At 46.3% G+C, this 14,617-nt stretch carries 9 protein-coding genes; 3 read left to right on the top strand and 6 right to left on the bottom strand.

All coding sequences use genetic code 11. From position 1 onward, the window contains the following. Positions 1-3: 3 nt before the first annotated feature. The 3 genes from T499_RS0106755 to T499_RS0106765 all read right to left on the bottom strand — a co-directional run bounded on the left by T499_RS0106755 (position 4) and on the right by T499_RS0106765 (position 5,250). Positions 4-1,473: a lipopolysaccharide biosynthesis protein gene (locus tag T499_RS0106755; RefSeq protein ID WP_033150327.1), complete on the bottom strand. Its 1,470-nt coding sequence runs from the start codon at positions 1,471-1,473 to the stop codon at positions 4-6. 27 nt (positions 1,474-1,500) lie between these two features. Continuing rightward, the gene (locus T499_RS0106760; protein WP_033150328.1) at positions 1,501-2,733 is read right to left on the bottom strand and encodes a nucleoside recognition domain-containing protein; all 1,233 of its coding nucleotides are present in this window, start codon (positions 2,731-2,733) and stop codon (positions 1,501-1,503) included. 138 nt (positions 2,734-2,871) lie between these two features. Further along, positions 2,872-5,250, bottom strand: a complete 2,379-nt coding sequence (locus T499_RS0106765; protein ID WP_033150329.1) for a hypothetical protein — start codon at positions 5,248-5,250, stop codon at positions 2,872-2,874. Positions 5,251-5,420: 170 nt separating this feature from the next. Here T499_RS0106765 and T499_RS0106770 point away from each other — a divergent pair, with 170 nt between their 5' ends. After that, positions 5,421-6,749, top strand: coding sequence for an LruC domain-containing protein (locus T499_RS0106770; RefSeq protein WP_033150330.1), 1,329 nt, complete (start codon positions 5,421-5,423; stop codon positions 6,747-6,749). Positions 6,750-6,841: 92 nt separating this feature from the next. On the opposite strand, the gene T499_RS0106775 is transcribed toward T499_RS0106770, so the two are convergent. After that, entirely contained in the window at positions 6,842-9,097 is a 2,256-nt protein-coding gene (locus tag T499_RS0106775; RefSeq protein WP_084162944.1) for a DUF4842 domain-containing protein, read from the bottom strand. A 296-nt stretch (positions 9,098-9,393) separates the two neighbouring features. Between T499_RS0106775 and T499_RS0106780 the strand changes: the two genes are divergently transcribed. Both T499_RS0106780 and T499_RS0106785 read left to right on the top strand, forming a co-directional pair. Next, complete coding sequence (locus tag T499_RS0106780; protein WP_033150332.1) at positions 9,394-11,736, top strand: beta-glucosidase; 2,343 nt, start codon at positions 9,394-9,396, stop codon at positions 11,734-11,736. Between the two features lie 12 nt (positions 11,737-11,748). Further along, complete coding sequence (locus T499_RS0106785) at positions 11,749-12,990, top strand: esterase (RefSeq protein WP_033150333.1); 1,242 nt, start codon at positions 11,749-11,751, stop codon at positions 12,988-12,990. 39 nt (positions 12,991-13,029) lie between these two features. On the opposite strand, the gene T499_RS0106790 is transcribed toward T499_RS0106785, so the two are convergent. Together T499_RS0106790 and T499_RS0106795 are read right to left on the bottom strand one after the other, a co-directional pair. Continuing rightward, positions 13,030-13,479 (bottom strand): MgtC/SapB family protein, encoded by a 450-nt coding sequence (locus T499_RS0106790; protein WP_033150334.1) that lies wholly within the window; start codon positions 13,477-13,479, stop codon positions 13,030-13,032. A 2-nt stretch (positions 13,480-13,481) separates the two neighbouring features. Next, complete coding sequence (locus tag T499_RS0106795; protein WP_013063511.1) at positions 13,482-14,612, bottom strand: hypothetical protein; 1,131 nt, start codon at positions 14,610-14,612, stop codon at positions 13,482-13,484. Positions 14,613-14,617: the final 5 nt, after the last annotated feature.

The following is a 14,617-nucleotide window of genomic DNA, read 5'->3' on the forward strand; positions in this document are numbered from 1 at the left end:
TATTTATTTTGTTTTCTTGAATTTCTTTCCGATAACGGGCAGGCTGCTCAGGGGCAAATCTCTGCGGATGATTTGTACAACGAATAGCACGATACACATGGTGTTGAAAGGCAACGCACCCAATTCAAGCTGGAAATACTCTTTGTGAAAGTGCATGATGGCTGCCAGAAAAACTGCAGCAAAAAAGTAGAAGGCGATATCCTTGACGGGATAGGGGATAGGATTCTGTTTCTGACCAACGATATAGCTCAGCACCATTGCTGTGCCATAACCTGCCAGTCCGCCCCAAGCGCAGGCCCAGTAGCCTATCTGGGGGATGAAGATAACGTTAACGCCAAACAGCACAGCGCAACCTGCCAGCGAGAACCATGCACCATAGATGGTCTTGTCGATAAGCTTGTACCAGAACGACAGGTTGAAGTACACGCCCATAAATATCTCGGCCATCATCACTATCGGCACAATGCCCAAACCCTCGCGGAACTTATCGCCTACCAGGTACTTGAAGATATCGATATAACCCATGACACACAGGAATGCCAGCAGCGTGAATATTACGAAGAACTTCATCGACTTGGCATACAGCTCCTTGCTGTTCTTTTCCTTGGCCGAACCGAACACGATGGGCTCGTAGGCAAAACGGAAGGCCTGTGTAATCAGGGCCATTATCATTGCTATTTTGATGCAGGCACCATAGATACCTAACTGATGGCGACCCTCTTCAGAGTCGAGGATACGTGGCAGCAGTATCTGTCCGGCCACCTGGTTCAGTATGCCTGCAATACCCAGCACCAGCAAGGGCCACGAGTAGCTAAGCATCTGCTTGCACTTCTGGCTATCGAACTGCCATTTAAAGCCCACCAGCTCGCTGATGAGGCAGAACGATATAATAGTGGTACACAGCAGGTTGATGGCAAAGGCATAACCGATGTGTATCTGCCACTCGGGGTTGATTTGCGGCATCAGCCAGTAAGCCACCACGTTAAGCGTAACGCTCATGAAGATAAACAACAGCTTGAGCGATGCAAACTTAATGGGGCGATGCTTGTAGCGCAGATAGGCAAAGGGGATGGCCTGGAAGGCATCCTGAGCCACGGTTACAAACATCATACCTACGTACCACTTGTGGTTGGGATAGTCGAGCACACTGGCGATGGGGTTGATAAACAGCAGTACCAGTGCAGCAAACGTGAGGCACACGCCGCCAACCATCATCAGTGCCGTGCTGTACACACGCATCTTGTCGCCTTCTTCCTTATTCATAAAGCGGAAGAAGGTGGTTTCCATACCAAACGTAAGCAGCACCATCAACAACGCTGTTTGGGCATAGATATCGTTGTAGATGCCGTAATCGGCACAACTCTTCAGTGTGTAAGTATAGAGTGGCACCATCAGGTAGTTCAAGAATCTACCTACAATGCTCGAAAGGCCGTAGATGGCCGTGTCTTTTACTAATGATTTCAGATTTGCCATAACTTCAATCTCTCAATTCTTTAATTCTTATCCGAAGAACAAGTATGCTATTGCGATGGCAGCGATGATGCCAGCCAAGTCGGCTAACAGTCCGCATGTCACAGCGTGACGTGTTTTTACAATGCCTACGCTACCAAAATAAACTGCAAGAATATAGAATGTGGTATCGGTAGAGCCCTGGAAAATACAGCTCAGTCGGCCTACAAACGAGTCGGCACCATAGGTGGTCATCGCATCAACCATCATGCCGCGGGCGCCGCTGCCACTCAGCGGTTTCATCAGCGCAGTAGGCAGCGCGCCTACAAAATCGGTATTACCTCCGCAGGCCTCTACACCATATTTCACGCCATCAATCAGCATGTCCATCGCACCTGAGGCACGGAACACACCGATGCCCACCAGAATGGCTACCAGGTAGGGGATGATGCGTACGGCAGTAGTAAAGCCCTCTTTGGCACCCTCGATAAACGCATCGTACACATTAATCTTCTTGCGAACGCCTGCCAGTATAAAGGCGATGATAATCAGCATCAGCATAATGTTAGCGGCGCTGGTGCTCACTTTGTTCATCAATATCGAGTCCATCTGTCCGAAGCCCCAGATAACTGTGGCTACCACCAGAGCTGCACCGCCAAGGGTAAGCAGCATGGTTTTATTGAGCAGATTGATCTTCTGGAAAAAGCTGGTGATGATGATACCTGACAACGTAGAGAAGAACGTGGCCAGCAAGATAGGAATAAAAATATCTGTGGGCTGTGCAGCACCCATCTGGGCACGATACACCAGGATAGATATTGGTATGAGTGTAAGTCCGCTGGTGTTCAGTACCAGGAACATAATCATCGGATTGCTGGCTGTATCCTTTTTCTGGTTCAGATCCTGAAGCTGCTCCATGGCCTTAAGACCTAAGGGCGTGGCTGCATTGTCCAATCCAAGCATGTTGGCAGCAATATTCATAAAAATGCTGCCCGTTACAGGATGGCCCTTGGGGATGTCGGGAAACAGCTTGGTAAAAACAGGACTCAGCAACTTGGCCAGCACGTTTACCACGCCGCCCTTTTCGCCTATCTTCATAATACCCAGCCACAGCGACAATACGCCCGTTAGGCCTAACGATATTTCGAAAGCAGTCTTAGACGATGAGAACGTTGAATCCATCATGGCTGGGAATACATCAAAATCTCCCCAGAACACCAGTTTTATCACGGCAATCACGAATGCGATGATAAAGAATCCTATCCAAATCCAATTAAGTACCATAACAGCGTGCAAAGATAAGATATTTTTCTGATATAAACAAGTATTATAGCCAATAAATACAAAAGAGAGCATCTGCTCCCGCAGACGCCCTCCCAAACATTTATTAAAGTCTTATTTTTATTTTGAAAAATCCAATTATTATGGAATAAGGGTTATCTTATTCAGTTTGAATTTCTGGCCTTGAACCTGCAAGCTTGAACCTGGAGTCCAACCTAAGTTCTTTTCCATAGCCAAAACCTGAGCATCGTCAGAAGTCAGTATATAATCGAAGTATCCCTTACTGATGTCGGTATTTGAGCCGTTTCTATAGCTATTTGCCATTGTCCAGCCTTGCTCATAACCAGTAAAGATTGTGAATTCCCATTCATTTTCATTGCTATTGTAGTTAGTTGCAGTACTTTCTACATAGAAGCGTATGATGCTGCCACCTTTTACACCCTTATTCATAAATGCGTCCAAGGGGAGTGAAATCTTGTTGCTCCATCCAAAGTCAACTGGTCCTGTCCAAATTGCTGTTCCTTCGCTACTTGAGCCACCTGATGAACTGCTATTACTCTTGTTTGTATTATCGTACGTTACGCGGAGCAGTTTGAGGTCTGTACCCCAAAGGCGCATACCATTTGCCTTGAAGTTCGCTGCGGTTGTGGCATTCAGTGTCAACTCGAAATAGCTGCTTAGGCTTGAGTTACTATAAACACAACCATCGCTCCATCTGCTATCACCTAGGTTGGATGCGTCCCAAGTGTTGCCATAAGTAGCTTTTACCTGGAAGTATCCACTGGCCACACCATAGAATCGGATAACAGTTCCGGCACCAACCTCAGAGAAGCTGCTGGCTGGGATTTCCACAGCATAAGCACCATCCCAACTAATAAAGTCGTTGTTGCCAGTCCAAATGGTAGTTTCGCTGCTCGATGGTGTAACATCATAGGTGGTGCTCGATGAGCTGTTCTGGGTATCCTTAATATATGTGTACTGGTTGTACTGATCGGTCTTCAGACTATCGGGCACATTATTCAGCGGATACAGCTTCTCATCAACACCATCGTTCCATGGGTCAACTCTGTTTTCAACATACGATGTAAAGCCGCTATAGGCTTCTGTAATATCTGTGCGCTCGTAAGGCCAACGGGTTCCGGGGGGCACACAAATCTTATGAGGTGCTTCGCCCGTATTGGCAGTAAGCTCGTAAGTGGCTGTAGATGAGCGCACAAAAATGTTAATATTGCTAAGGCTTGCCTGGCTTCTAGAGTTAAATGTGTAAATGATGGTTTGTGCTGCAAGACCCTCGGTGTGCGGAGTGGCATAGTCGAGACTGGAATTGCAGGTATTAATCAGCACATTATTTGCTGTACTTGGCACAAACAGACTGTGAATAGGCTGATTGCTTTGGTTGAACCACACTTCATATTCGCCTCCTCCTGCAAGTGGTGTAAGCTTTGCATAGTAGCGGTGGGTGGGGTCGGCCGAGTATGCGCTTTCTGTGCCATCGGCATTCTTTATAATCTTATATTCGTCAACAATTCTTGCATCGAATACCAAGTCGTTATAGTCGAAGTCTCTTCTGTTTGATGAGCTACCTAAGTCCTCGCAGAACACCCACTTGTGCACTAAAACATGCTGCTTGGTGTAAACCTCGGTACTGCTTGTATTTTGATTAATGTTGCCGCCAGTAGAGCCGCCCGAACCAACAGGGGTTGCAGGGCTGATTCTTACAATCCAATCGTTATAAATCCAGTCGCGGGCTACGTCCATGTTTTTATTAGCCTCTTGTCCGGCTGGGTGCGATGCACAGAAGTCGAAGCCTACGTAATAGTATCCAGCCAGCGATGCATCTATATCTGCGCCAGCAATGATAAAGTATTCAAAGTGGTCTTTGCTATCTATGGTGTTATGATATCCAAACTGGTTGTTGGCCGATGCGCTGGTACCCATATTAAGCATCAGGGTAGTACCAATATATTCCTGATGGGTTTCATCATCGGTATAAACAGTGGTGTTGTTGCCATCATTAAAGTTGTTTACATGCTCGTAATAATTACTATTACCACTGGTGTTATAGGCAATAATTTTGTTCATCTTTGTATGTATATCACCAGTGTTATGGCCGTAGCCATCATAGTACGAGTTGTTGCTCTGGTGTACTTGGTGTACCCAGTAGTTTTTCCAATTAATGGTAATAGCATTTGTTTGGTTTTCGCGTTTTACGCTAAATGCTGTCAATACTTTCGTTGCTTCGTCGGAAGTAACATTAACAGGACGTTGCCAGTTTTGATACCATAAGTTTCCATTAACATTGTGGGCACGCGTAGTGGCTGTTACGCTTGCCAAACTGGCATCGGCAAATCCCCAGTCCTGGTTGGGATTGGGAGTGCCGTAGAATTTTTCAAAATTCTCGGCAAATATAGCCTTCTTTGCTTCTTCCGGGCTGCTGTAGTTTTCCATGTCGTTTTGGCAACTGGTATTAAATACCATGCCAACCAGAGCCAATGCTCCTGTTATCAAATACTTCTTCATATCGCAGACTTTAATAAATTGTTACGTAACTGTTTCGATTTTCGGTGCAAAGATACCATTTTTTTCGATTGTTTGTATCTGTTTGATGGTTAAAATCTGTAAATATTACAGAAATATGCACTGTTGATAGAGATATTTTTGTAATTTTGGCCACAAAAACAGATAGTATTATGCGTAAAAGTCTGATTATTACACTTATAGCAGGTGCGATGGTAATGCTTGGAGCAGCCTCATGCAGCAAGAATGTTTACGATGTGGAAACCCATCGCCAGCTGATAAAATATTTCTCGGCAGTGGATAGTGTCGACCAGCAGCACGAGTGGAAACTTTCTGAATTTAAAAGCTATCGCTACCAGGTGCCGTCGGGCAACTACCAGCAGCTGCGTATCTATTCGGCAAACCCACTCACCAGTAGTAAGGCCGAACTGATGCACCAGATATTCGTTTCGGGCAATCAGTCGGGTGTGCTCTCGGTTGATGTGCCTTACCAGATTACTACGCTTTATGCAGCAATTGTTGATGCCAGCGGCAATCTTACGGTTACATCGTTCCCCGCATCGCAGGCATCTACTGAAACATTTGATTTTACAAGTGCAACTACGGGTAAGGCTGTAACATCTGCCCTTCAAACCTATACTTATTTGTTTGAAGAGAACTACCCAGAGCCGGGCGATTATGATTACAACGATGTGGTTTTGCGTGTGTCGCAGCAGCGTACCGCTGTTAACCAGATAACAGTAACTGTAACACTCTCGGCTGTTGGCGCTGCTAAGCAGATTGCCGGCTGTATCCGACTGGTGGGTTATTCGTACGATACTGTCGATTCGGTTTATACCACTACGGGTGTAACATTTAATGATGGCATTAACGACCAGACACTCTATCCGTTTGGCGATATTTTTAGCGATAAAACGGTGGCTCACTCGCTGCTGATGAAGGGACGTAACCAGGAGGCTGTGCTTAACCTGTTTTGCGATGCCCACTGGGCTATGGCGTTTAACCTCGACGCCGATTATGGACTATTTATCCGTAAGAAATATAACGTCATAGATCCTAATAGCGATAGCTATAATACCGATACTTATCAAACCCGTGCTACCCGTACACTTAGCTATGTGGTAACGTTTAAGAACGATGATTATACCATAAGTCGCCTGGATAACTTTACGCTTAACGATATCGACCCATTTATTATTACATATTATAATGGTGGCAACTGGGAAACGCATGTTGAGCAGTTTAAGTCGGCTAAGGTGCTTGCCAATTATTCGGTAGCATCGTTTAAGGATCTGCCTTGGGCATTGATGGTGCCTACTGGCGATTTCCGTTACCCCCTTGAAGGCAATGAGATGGGCTATAGAAAGCGTGTGGAATCGGGTGCAGTAGCCATGATAGGTGCTTACACTACCACAGGGCATAGTTTTGGCGAGTGGGCCGAGGACCACACACGGTTCCTCGATTGGTATCTCTATCTTACCAATGCATCAATGGTATATTGATTATTTCATAAAATGACAAAAAGGTGGAGGGGCGTTCACATCGCGTGGACACCCCTCCTTTTTCAATTTGACTTATAATAGAGTTTGAAAAATTATTCGTCGTAAACCATATCTGCAGTTGGGTTCTGATACCAGCCACCTGTTTCGGCTCTTAGCGTCAGATCTGCTTGTTTACCCCACGCAATAAAACCCTCGTAAGCATTGGTAATATTAATGCGCTCTTTTGGCCACTTCCATTTGTCGGGGATGGCAATGCCCAGAGGTGCCTGAGCCAGTCCGCTTGGGTTACCCTCTTTCACAATGCCAATATGGTCGTTACTAACCGACTTTGATAAATCATCAGGGTTGGCACCAATCTTGAATGGGCGGATCTTAAAGTCGGCATTCTGGAAGTCGAAGTCGGCCGATGGCTTATCGATAGTTACTGTTACGGCAGGCAGATCCACACCGCGGCCGCGACCAGTATTTACCATAGTTCTGCTAGGTGCGCCGAATGCAGCATGTACCTCGGCTCCATTGGGCCAACTAATGCGTGTGTCGCCTAAATATACGTAGTTGTCGTATTCGCAACCAGCAGCTACCAGGGTAACATCTAACTTATTAGAGTTGCTACTGTTCTCCTTTACCTGAATCACCACGTCGTTCATATCAAAGTCGCACTTGGTGGTGTTGTCCTCAAAGGCGTATGTCCAAGTCTGATTCTCGACAGGTGTTGGGGCAATAGGTGGATTGCTGGTCCAGCTGGCACCGCAATCGGTAGCATTATAGGTTGGATTCAGCTCGCTGAATTCTACAACTTTTGTGTTCTCTCTGAATTCTACATCCGGACCATACCATTTATTATCTTTGCCCAGGTCATTAAGGTTTTTAATGCCGATAAAGATCTTTCCTTCGGTTACTAAACTGTATCTATGAGCTTCCACGGTTGTTGTGCCACCCAGACGTACATAGTTGTTCTCGCCAGTAGCTTTGAAACCCTGATAAGTGCCATCGCCCTGGCCGCTCCATGTATTGTCGCCGTTGATGTTTAATCCAGTGTTTCCGTACATGTTAATCTGGAAATTGTTAATGTCGGCTGTAGTAGCTTCCATATAACCACCTGGCATCAGGTTAAACTGGCCGTCGTGTAGATATGCGTCGTTTTCAACAATCAGTTGGCAATAGTTATAATAGGTTTTATTCCAAGCCATCATCTTAAATTGCTTGGTGGTAAAGTGACCTTTGTTAATCCACCAGATCTGACTGCTTCCCTGGGTGCATTCTGACAGGCCGGCAACGCTTACTATGCCTTCATTATAGAAATTAGCACAAGAGTTAAGCTGGAAGTTGCCAGAGAGAGTCAGGCTGCCAAAATTATAGAAGTATGAGGGTTTGCCATCGCCAGGAGCGCTGGTAATGTTTGTTCCGCTGATAGTACCTTCGTTGTAAATAATAGAGCTTTGATTGGCCTGGAAGTTTTCAGGCAGATTCAGAGTTCCACGGTTGAAAATGATACCGCCACCAGTCTGTTTGTACAGCATGCTGTAGTTGTAATAAAGTGTGGCATTGTTGGCAACATAAATCTCAAGGTCGTTGATGTAGTTGCTCATGTTGAAATGCAAGGTAGAATTAGGCAGCAGATAGATGCGGGCCTGATTCATAGAATTTGATCCATCAACGTTAAGCGTTACCTCGCCTGAGATGTAAATATCGCGTGCTCCACCCCAAAAGTGGTAGGCTGCAGTTTCGTTTTCTAATTTGATTTCAGTATACGACTGATATGCATTCTGATCGTTAGGGTTGATTTGTGAGGTAGTCTTTGCTGTTGATGGTGCACTGGTCTTGTACTTAGCATTCACCTCGCTCGAAGAATAATATGGGAATGGGTCGCCAATTTCGTCGACCATACTTCTGGTGCGGGCTTCGGCTGTTGTACTGAAGTCGTAGCTTGCATTAATCTGACCGTCTTCGATGTCAACGCACTTGTAAATCATATTGCCATCGCTCTCTTGCAGGCCCACAAAGGCTTTGGTCATATACTGTGGAATGCGGAATCCGCTAATGGTGGTGGTTGTACCTGTCATCGGTGCGCTGGCAAGTATGCTGCCATAGCCCTCGGCCAGTGGACTATTTGAAAATACATATACGGTGCCGTTGGTATCGCTCAGTCCCTTTACGTTAAAGGTGGCTGTAGCGGTAGTGGTCATCACCCAGTCCTGGTTGGCGGGGATGTAGAATCCAAGTGATTGCTGTGCATTGTCGAGCGAGGCCTGCTGCTCCTGAACTTCAACGTTCATCTCCTTCATGCATGAGGAAACTGCCAATCCCATCGTTAGGATTGCAGATACATTCAAAAGGTACTTTTTCATACTCTACTATTAGCTAAATTCTAAGTCAAATAAATTTTCCGGCTGCAAAGGTACATACTTTATTTGTAGCAGCCAAATATTTTTGCGAATATTATACATTTTGAACAAATCAGAACGGTTTTGAACAAATCAGAAAACGTTGTAACTGATTTGAACATAGGTGAAAAACAAAAGTACGCAATCGAAAGCAACATTCTGAAAGATTGTTTACCTTTGCACTCGCAAGTTTCAAAATATTATCGTATATTTGCACCCAGAAACCAAATTCATAATAACTAAAAAATATAAATTAAACAATGAAAATTTCGTTTCATAACATTTGTTTGGTTGTAATGGCTGTAGCTGCCATGTGTGGCTGCAGCCTTAATGCAACTGCCCAGCAGTTAAAGGCTGAAAACATTGATGAGATTGTAAAGGCAATGACCCTCGAAGAAAAGTGCCACATGGTACTGGGGCGTGGCATGCATTTTAACGATGAGGCCAAATTCCCTGGTACAGCCGGTAGTACATTCTCGGTGGCTCGTTTGGGTATCCCCGAAACCTATTGTGCCGACTCTCAGCAAGGCCTGCGCATGAATGCCACTCGTGCTTGGGATCATAACGATTACTATCCTACAGATTTCGTGGCTTCGATGACGTTGGCTTCTACCTGGGATCGCGAGGCTGCCTTTATGGTTGGTCAGGGTATTGGTAACGAGGTGCGTGAGTTCGGACTCGATTGGATTCTGTCGCCTGCCATGAATCTTATCCGTAACCCATTGTGTGGACGCAACCATGAGTATTACTCTGAGGATCCTTATCTCTCAGGAACCATCGCTGCAGGCTATGTGCGTGGCGTGCAGAGCGAGGGTACAGCTGCCTGTCCTAAACACTTTGTAGCTAACAATCAGGAAACTAACCGCAATAACAATATCTCTCAGGTGTCGCAGCGTGCGCTCCGTGAGATTTATCTCAAGGCTTTTGAAATAATGGTTAAGGAGAGTGATCCTTGGACTATTATGACTTCTTATAATAAGCTGAATGGTCCATACGCTGTACAGAACCGTGAGCTGCTTACTACCATTGTTCGCGATGAGTGGGGCTGGAAGGGTATGTTTGTGAGCGACTGGAATGCTGGCGACGATGCCGTAGCTGCGATGCTTGCTGGTAACGATATGCTGCAGCCAGGTCAGGACAAGCAGTATCAGGCTATCCTTGAGGCTGCTAAGAGTGGAAAACTGCCGATGGAGGTGCTCGATGCCAATGTTAAGCGCATTCTGGAATATGTGATAAAGACTCATAACTTCAAAGGTTACAAGTATAACAATGAACCCGATCTGAAAGCTCATGCCCAGACAGTTCGTCAGGTAGGTGCCGATGGTATCGTACTGCTTAAGAATAGTGGTATTCTGCCATTGATGGGTAAGCGTGTGGCTTTGTTCGGTTGCACATCCTACGATTGGATTTCGGGTGGTTCTGGTTTTGGTGGCACCTCAGTTGGTCACTATACCGTATCGCTCGTAGAGGGTATGCGTTCTGCCGGTTATGAGGTTTACAAACCATTAATCCGTACCTATACCCAGCATATTGCTGCCGAGGAAAAGCGTTTGTTCCCCAATGGTCGTCCACCATTCTCACTCATGCCACCTGCACGTGCCGATGAGAAGCAGTTTACTGCCGATGAACTCAATGCTGCCATCGACGGTTCGGATGTAGCTATCATATCTTTGGGTCGTAAGAGTGGTGAGGCTGCCGATCGCAGCGAGGCTGACTTCTACTTGAAAGAGGGCGAGGCCAAACTTATCAAGGCTGTGTGCGAGGCTTATCATGCTAAGGGTAAGCAGGTGATTGTACTGCTGGATATCTGTAGTCCTATCGATGTAGCTTCTTGGCAGAATCAGGTTGATGCTCTGGTTTGCACATGGCAGGGCGGTCAGGAGAGTGGTTTTGCTGTGGCCGATGTACTGAGCGGCAAGGTGAACCCCAGCGGCAAGCTGCCTATGACTTTCCAGATTAAATACGGCGATGCTTATGCCGATAAGAACTTCCCCGCTAATGTTGATGATAAAACCTTAGGTGCTATGTTTATGTGGGGATATAATAAGGATCAGGCTCCTAAGGAGCGTAAGCCACAGGCCAATATCGACTTTACCAACTACGAAGAGGATATCTACGTAGGCTATCGTTACTTTGATAGCTTTGGTAAGCCTGTGGCTTATCCCTTCGGATTCGGACTGAGCTACACAACCTTTGCTTATGAGAACATGAGCGTGAGCGAAGCCAATGGTGTTTACACCGTTAAGGTTGATGTAAAGAATACCGGTAAGAAGGCTGGACGCAATGTGGTAGAGCTCTTTGTGGCTGCACCAAACAGCAAGAAACTGAACAAACCCGAAAAGGAACTGCGCAACTATGCTAAGACAAGTTTGCTGCAGCCTGGACAGACAGAGACTGTTACCATGCTGGTAAAGGTAGAGGACTTAGCATCGTTCAACGAGAAAGCTTCTGCTTGGAAAACCGATGCAGGTCGCTACAACTTCCTGATATGTTCTTCGGCTAATGATATTGAAGCTAAGGCTTCAGCAAATGTCAAGGCATGGAGCAAGAAGGTTAATAATGTGATGAAACCCAATGTGAAACTTAACTTATTAAAAAGGTAATATAACAATCGTATGAACAAAAAAATCATGACTTTAGCGCTGGCAGCCATGTGCTGTGTTGGCGCTCAGGCACAGGAGAAACTCTTCAATAGTGCCAGTGTTCAATCCCCCGTTGTAAACAAAGACGGAACCGTAACATTCAATCTCTTTGCCCCTAAAGCAGTAAAAGTTGAAGTGACTGGCGATTTTTTGCCAACACAGAAAGTGGAGGTGCCTGGATTCGGCAGCTACGATGCACCAGGCGTGGCCGAACTGAAGGAGGGAAAGAATGGCGTGTGGAGCTACACAACAGACAAACTGGCTCCTGAGATGTACAGCTATACCTTCAATATCGATGGTATGACTGGCGTAAAGGACCCCGCTAACATCTATGTAAATCGCGATATCGTTTCGTTTACAAATATCTTTATTGTAAGCGACCAGAAGGGAGATAAAGGCGATTTGTATAAGGTAAACGAGGTGCCTCATGGCAACCTGTCGAAGGTTTGGTACAACAGTCCAACGCTGAAGATGCAGCGTCGTATGACTATCTATACCCCTGCTGGTTATGATAAGGGTGGTAAGTATCCTGTGCTGTATCTGCTTCATGGTGCTGGCGGTGATGAGAATGCGTGGAGCGAACTTGGACGTGCTGCACAGATTCTTGATAACCTGATTGCTACTGGTAAGGCTAAGCCAATGATTGTTGTGATGCCAAACGGTAATCCCAACTGCCAGGCAGCTCCAGGCGAGTGGTCATGGGGTATGTACACTCCAGGCTTTCGCGACGGAGGTACTGGTCCTACAGCACCTGCTGCCGCATCTATACCAGAGAGCTTTATGGATATCGTAAACTATGTAGATGCAAACTACCGTACGGTTAAGACCCGTGCTGGTCGTGCTATTTGCGGTTTGTCGATGGGTGGTGGTCACACCTTCCATGTAAGTTTGCTCTATCCCAACAAGTTCGATTATTTTGGTCTTTTCTCTGCTGGCCTGCATTGGGGTAAGGGCCAGATTGGCGCTTCGTTTGCCGATCAGATCAACAACGATCCTGAGTTCGCCAAGCAGTCGGCACGCTTGTTTGGTAGCAAGCCCAAACTCTACTGGATGGGTATGGGTAAGACCGACTTCCTGTATCAGAGCACCGTTGACTTGCGTAACAACTGGGATAGCAAGGGTTACAAGTATGAGTATGTAGAGACCGATGGTGGTCACATCTGGCGCAACTGGCGTATTTATCTCACCATGTTCGCCCAGAAGATTTTTAAGTAATAGCAAAAAGAACCCTCGCCAATTGGTGAGGGTTCTTCTTTATTTCTTATGCTTATCTATTTTTCGAAGTACAAAGTTAAAGGCCTCTAAACCAACCAGTACTAAAATGGTGGATGCTATGGAGAGTACATACATGCCGCCTCCGCAGGCCAGACCGATGGCGGCTGTAACCCACAAACCTGCTGCGGTGGTTAAGCCACGTACCACATTCTCGCTTTTATGGAAGATAATGGTACCGGCGCCAATAAAACCGATACCCGATACAACCTGGGCAGCTACACGCGATACATCCCAACGGTGTTCAGGCGTATTCATAACGCCGTCGAATCCGTAAGCCGAGACTATCATAAATACTGCCGAGCCTAATGCCACTAAAAAGTGGGTGCGCAAACCTGCCTCTTTGGCTCGATATTCGCGCTCCAGTCCGATAGCACCTCCAAGGAGTGCGGCTACGAATATGCGTAATATAAACTCCCAAGTCATATCCATAACTATATCTTTTTACGGTAACAACGATGTCGTCTGTGAATAGTGGCATCCAGATACTGCCACTGCGAGAGTACACCCTCGTTGGTCTCCATCTGCGGGCCTGTTTCTGCCCATTTAAAGCCATAGCGCTGGAACTGGCGAATCAGGTCATCGAAAATCAGGGCGTTGGCACCTTTGCCACGATACTCGGGTAGTACGCCTATCAGTAGCAGGTCGACAGTATCGGTGTTATGCCATTTCAGTGTTTTCAGCAATTCCCACCAGCCAAAGGGCAGGAATCGGCCATCGCGAGTGCGCTGGAGGGTACGTGAGAATGAGGGGAAGGTTACACCAAATCCCACCATTTTATCGCCGTCCATAATTCCTGTAACCAGGTTCAGGTCGGCAATCTTAATGTAATCGTTCACCAGTTTGTCTATCTGGTGTTGTGAAAGTTCCGAGAATCCGTACAAATCCTTGTAGGTTGCATTCAACAGGTGGAATACCTCGCGGCCCCAGCCATCGCTTACCAGTTCCTTGCGGGTAAACTTATGTACCCTCAATCCATAGCGATTACGTACCATATCAGTAATCTTGGCAAACTTGGCAGGCACCACTTCGGGTACTTTCACCTTGCATTCTACATAGTCGTTGTCCTTTATGAATCCCCCCTTCTGTTCCATGTGTTGAGGATAGTAGGGGTAGTTGTAGTTAATGTACATGGTAGATAACTGGTCGAATCCATCAACAAGCATGCCCTCACGGTCGGTATCGATAAAGCCTAACGGACCGGCTATCTCTGTCATGCTTTTTGCTTTGCCCCAGTCTTCTACAGCTTTTAAGAGTGCTGTGCTCACTTCGGGGTCGTCGATAAAATCGAACCAACCGAAGCGTACCTGTCGGCACCCCCAGCGCTCATTGGCGCGATGGTTAATGATGGCAGCCACGCGTCCTGCAATCTCTCCATTCTTGTATGCTAAGAAATATTCTGCTTCACAGCATTCAAACGAAGGGTTCTTATCGCGACGAAGCGTTGACATCTCATCTGAAAAGAGATAGGGCACAGCACTGTCGCATCCCCTGTACAGGTCGTAATAGAACTGTACGAACTGCTTAAGCTCACGCTTAGTTTCAACCCTTTTTATCTTTATCATAGGTG

It is taken from the genome of Prevotella sp. RM4, from assembly GCF_000701965.1.
Taxonomy (GTDB): domain Bacteria; phylum Bacteroidota; class Bacteroidia; order Bacteroidales; family Bacteroidaceae; genus Prevotella; species Prevotella ruminicola.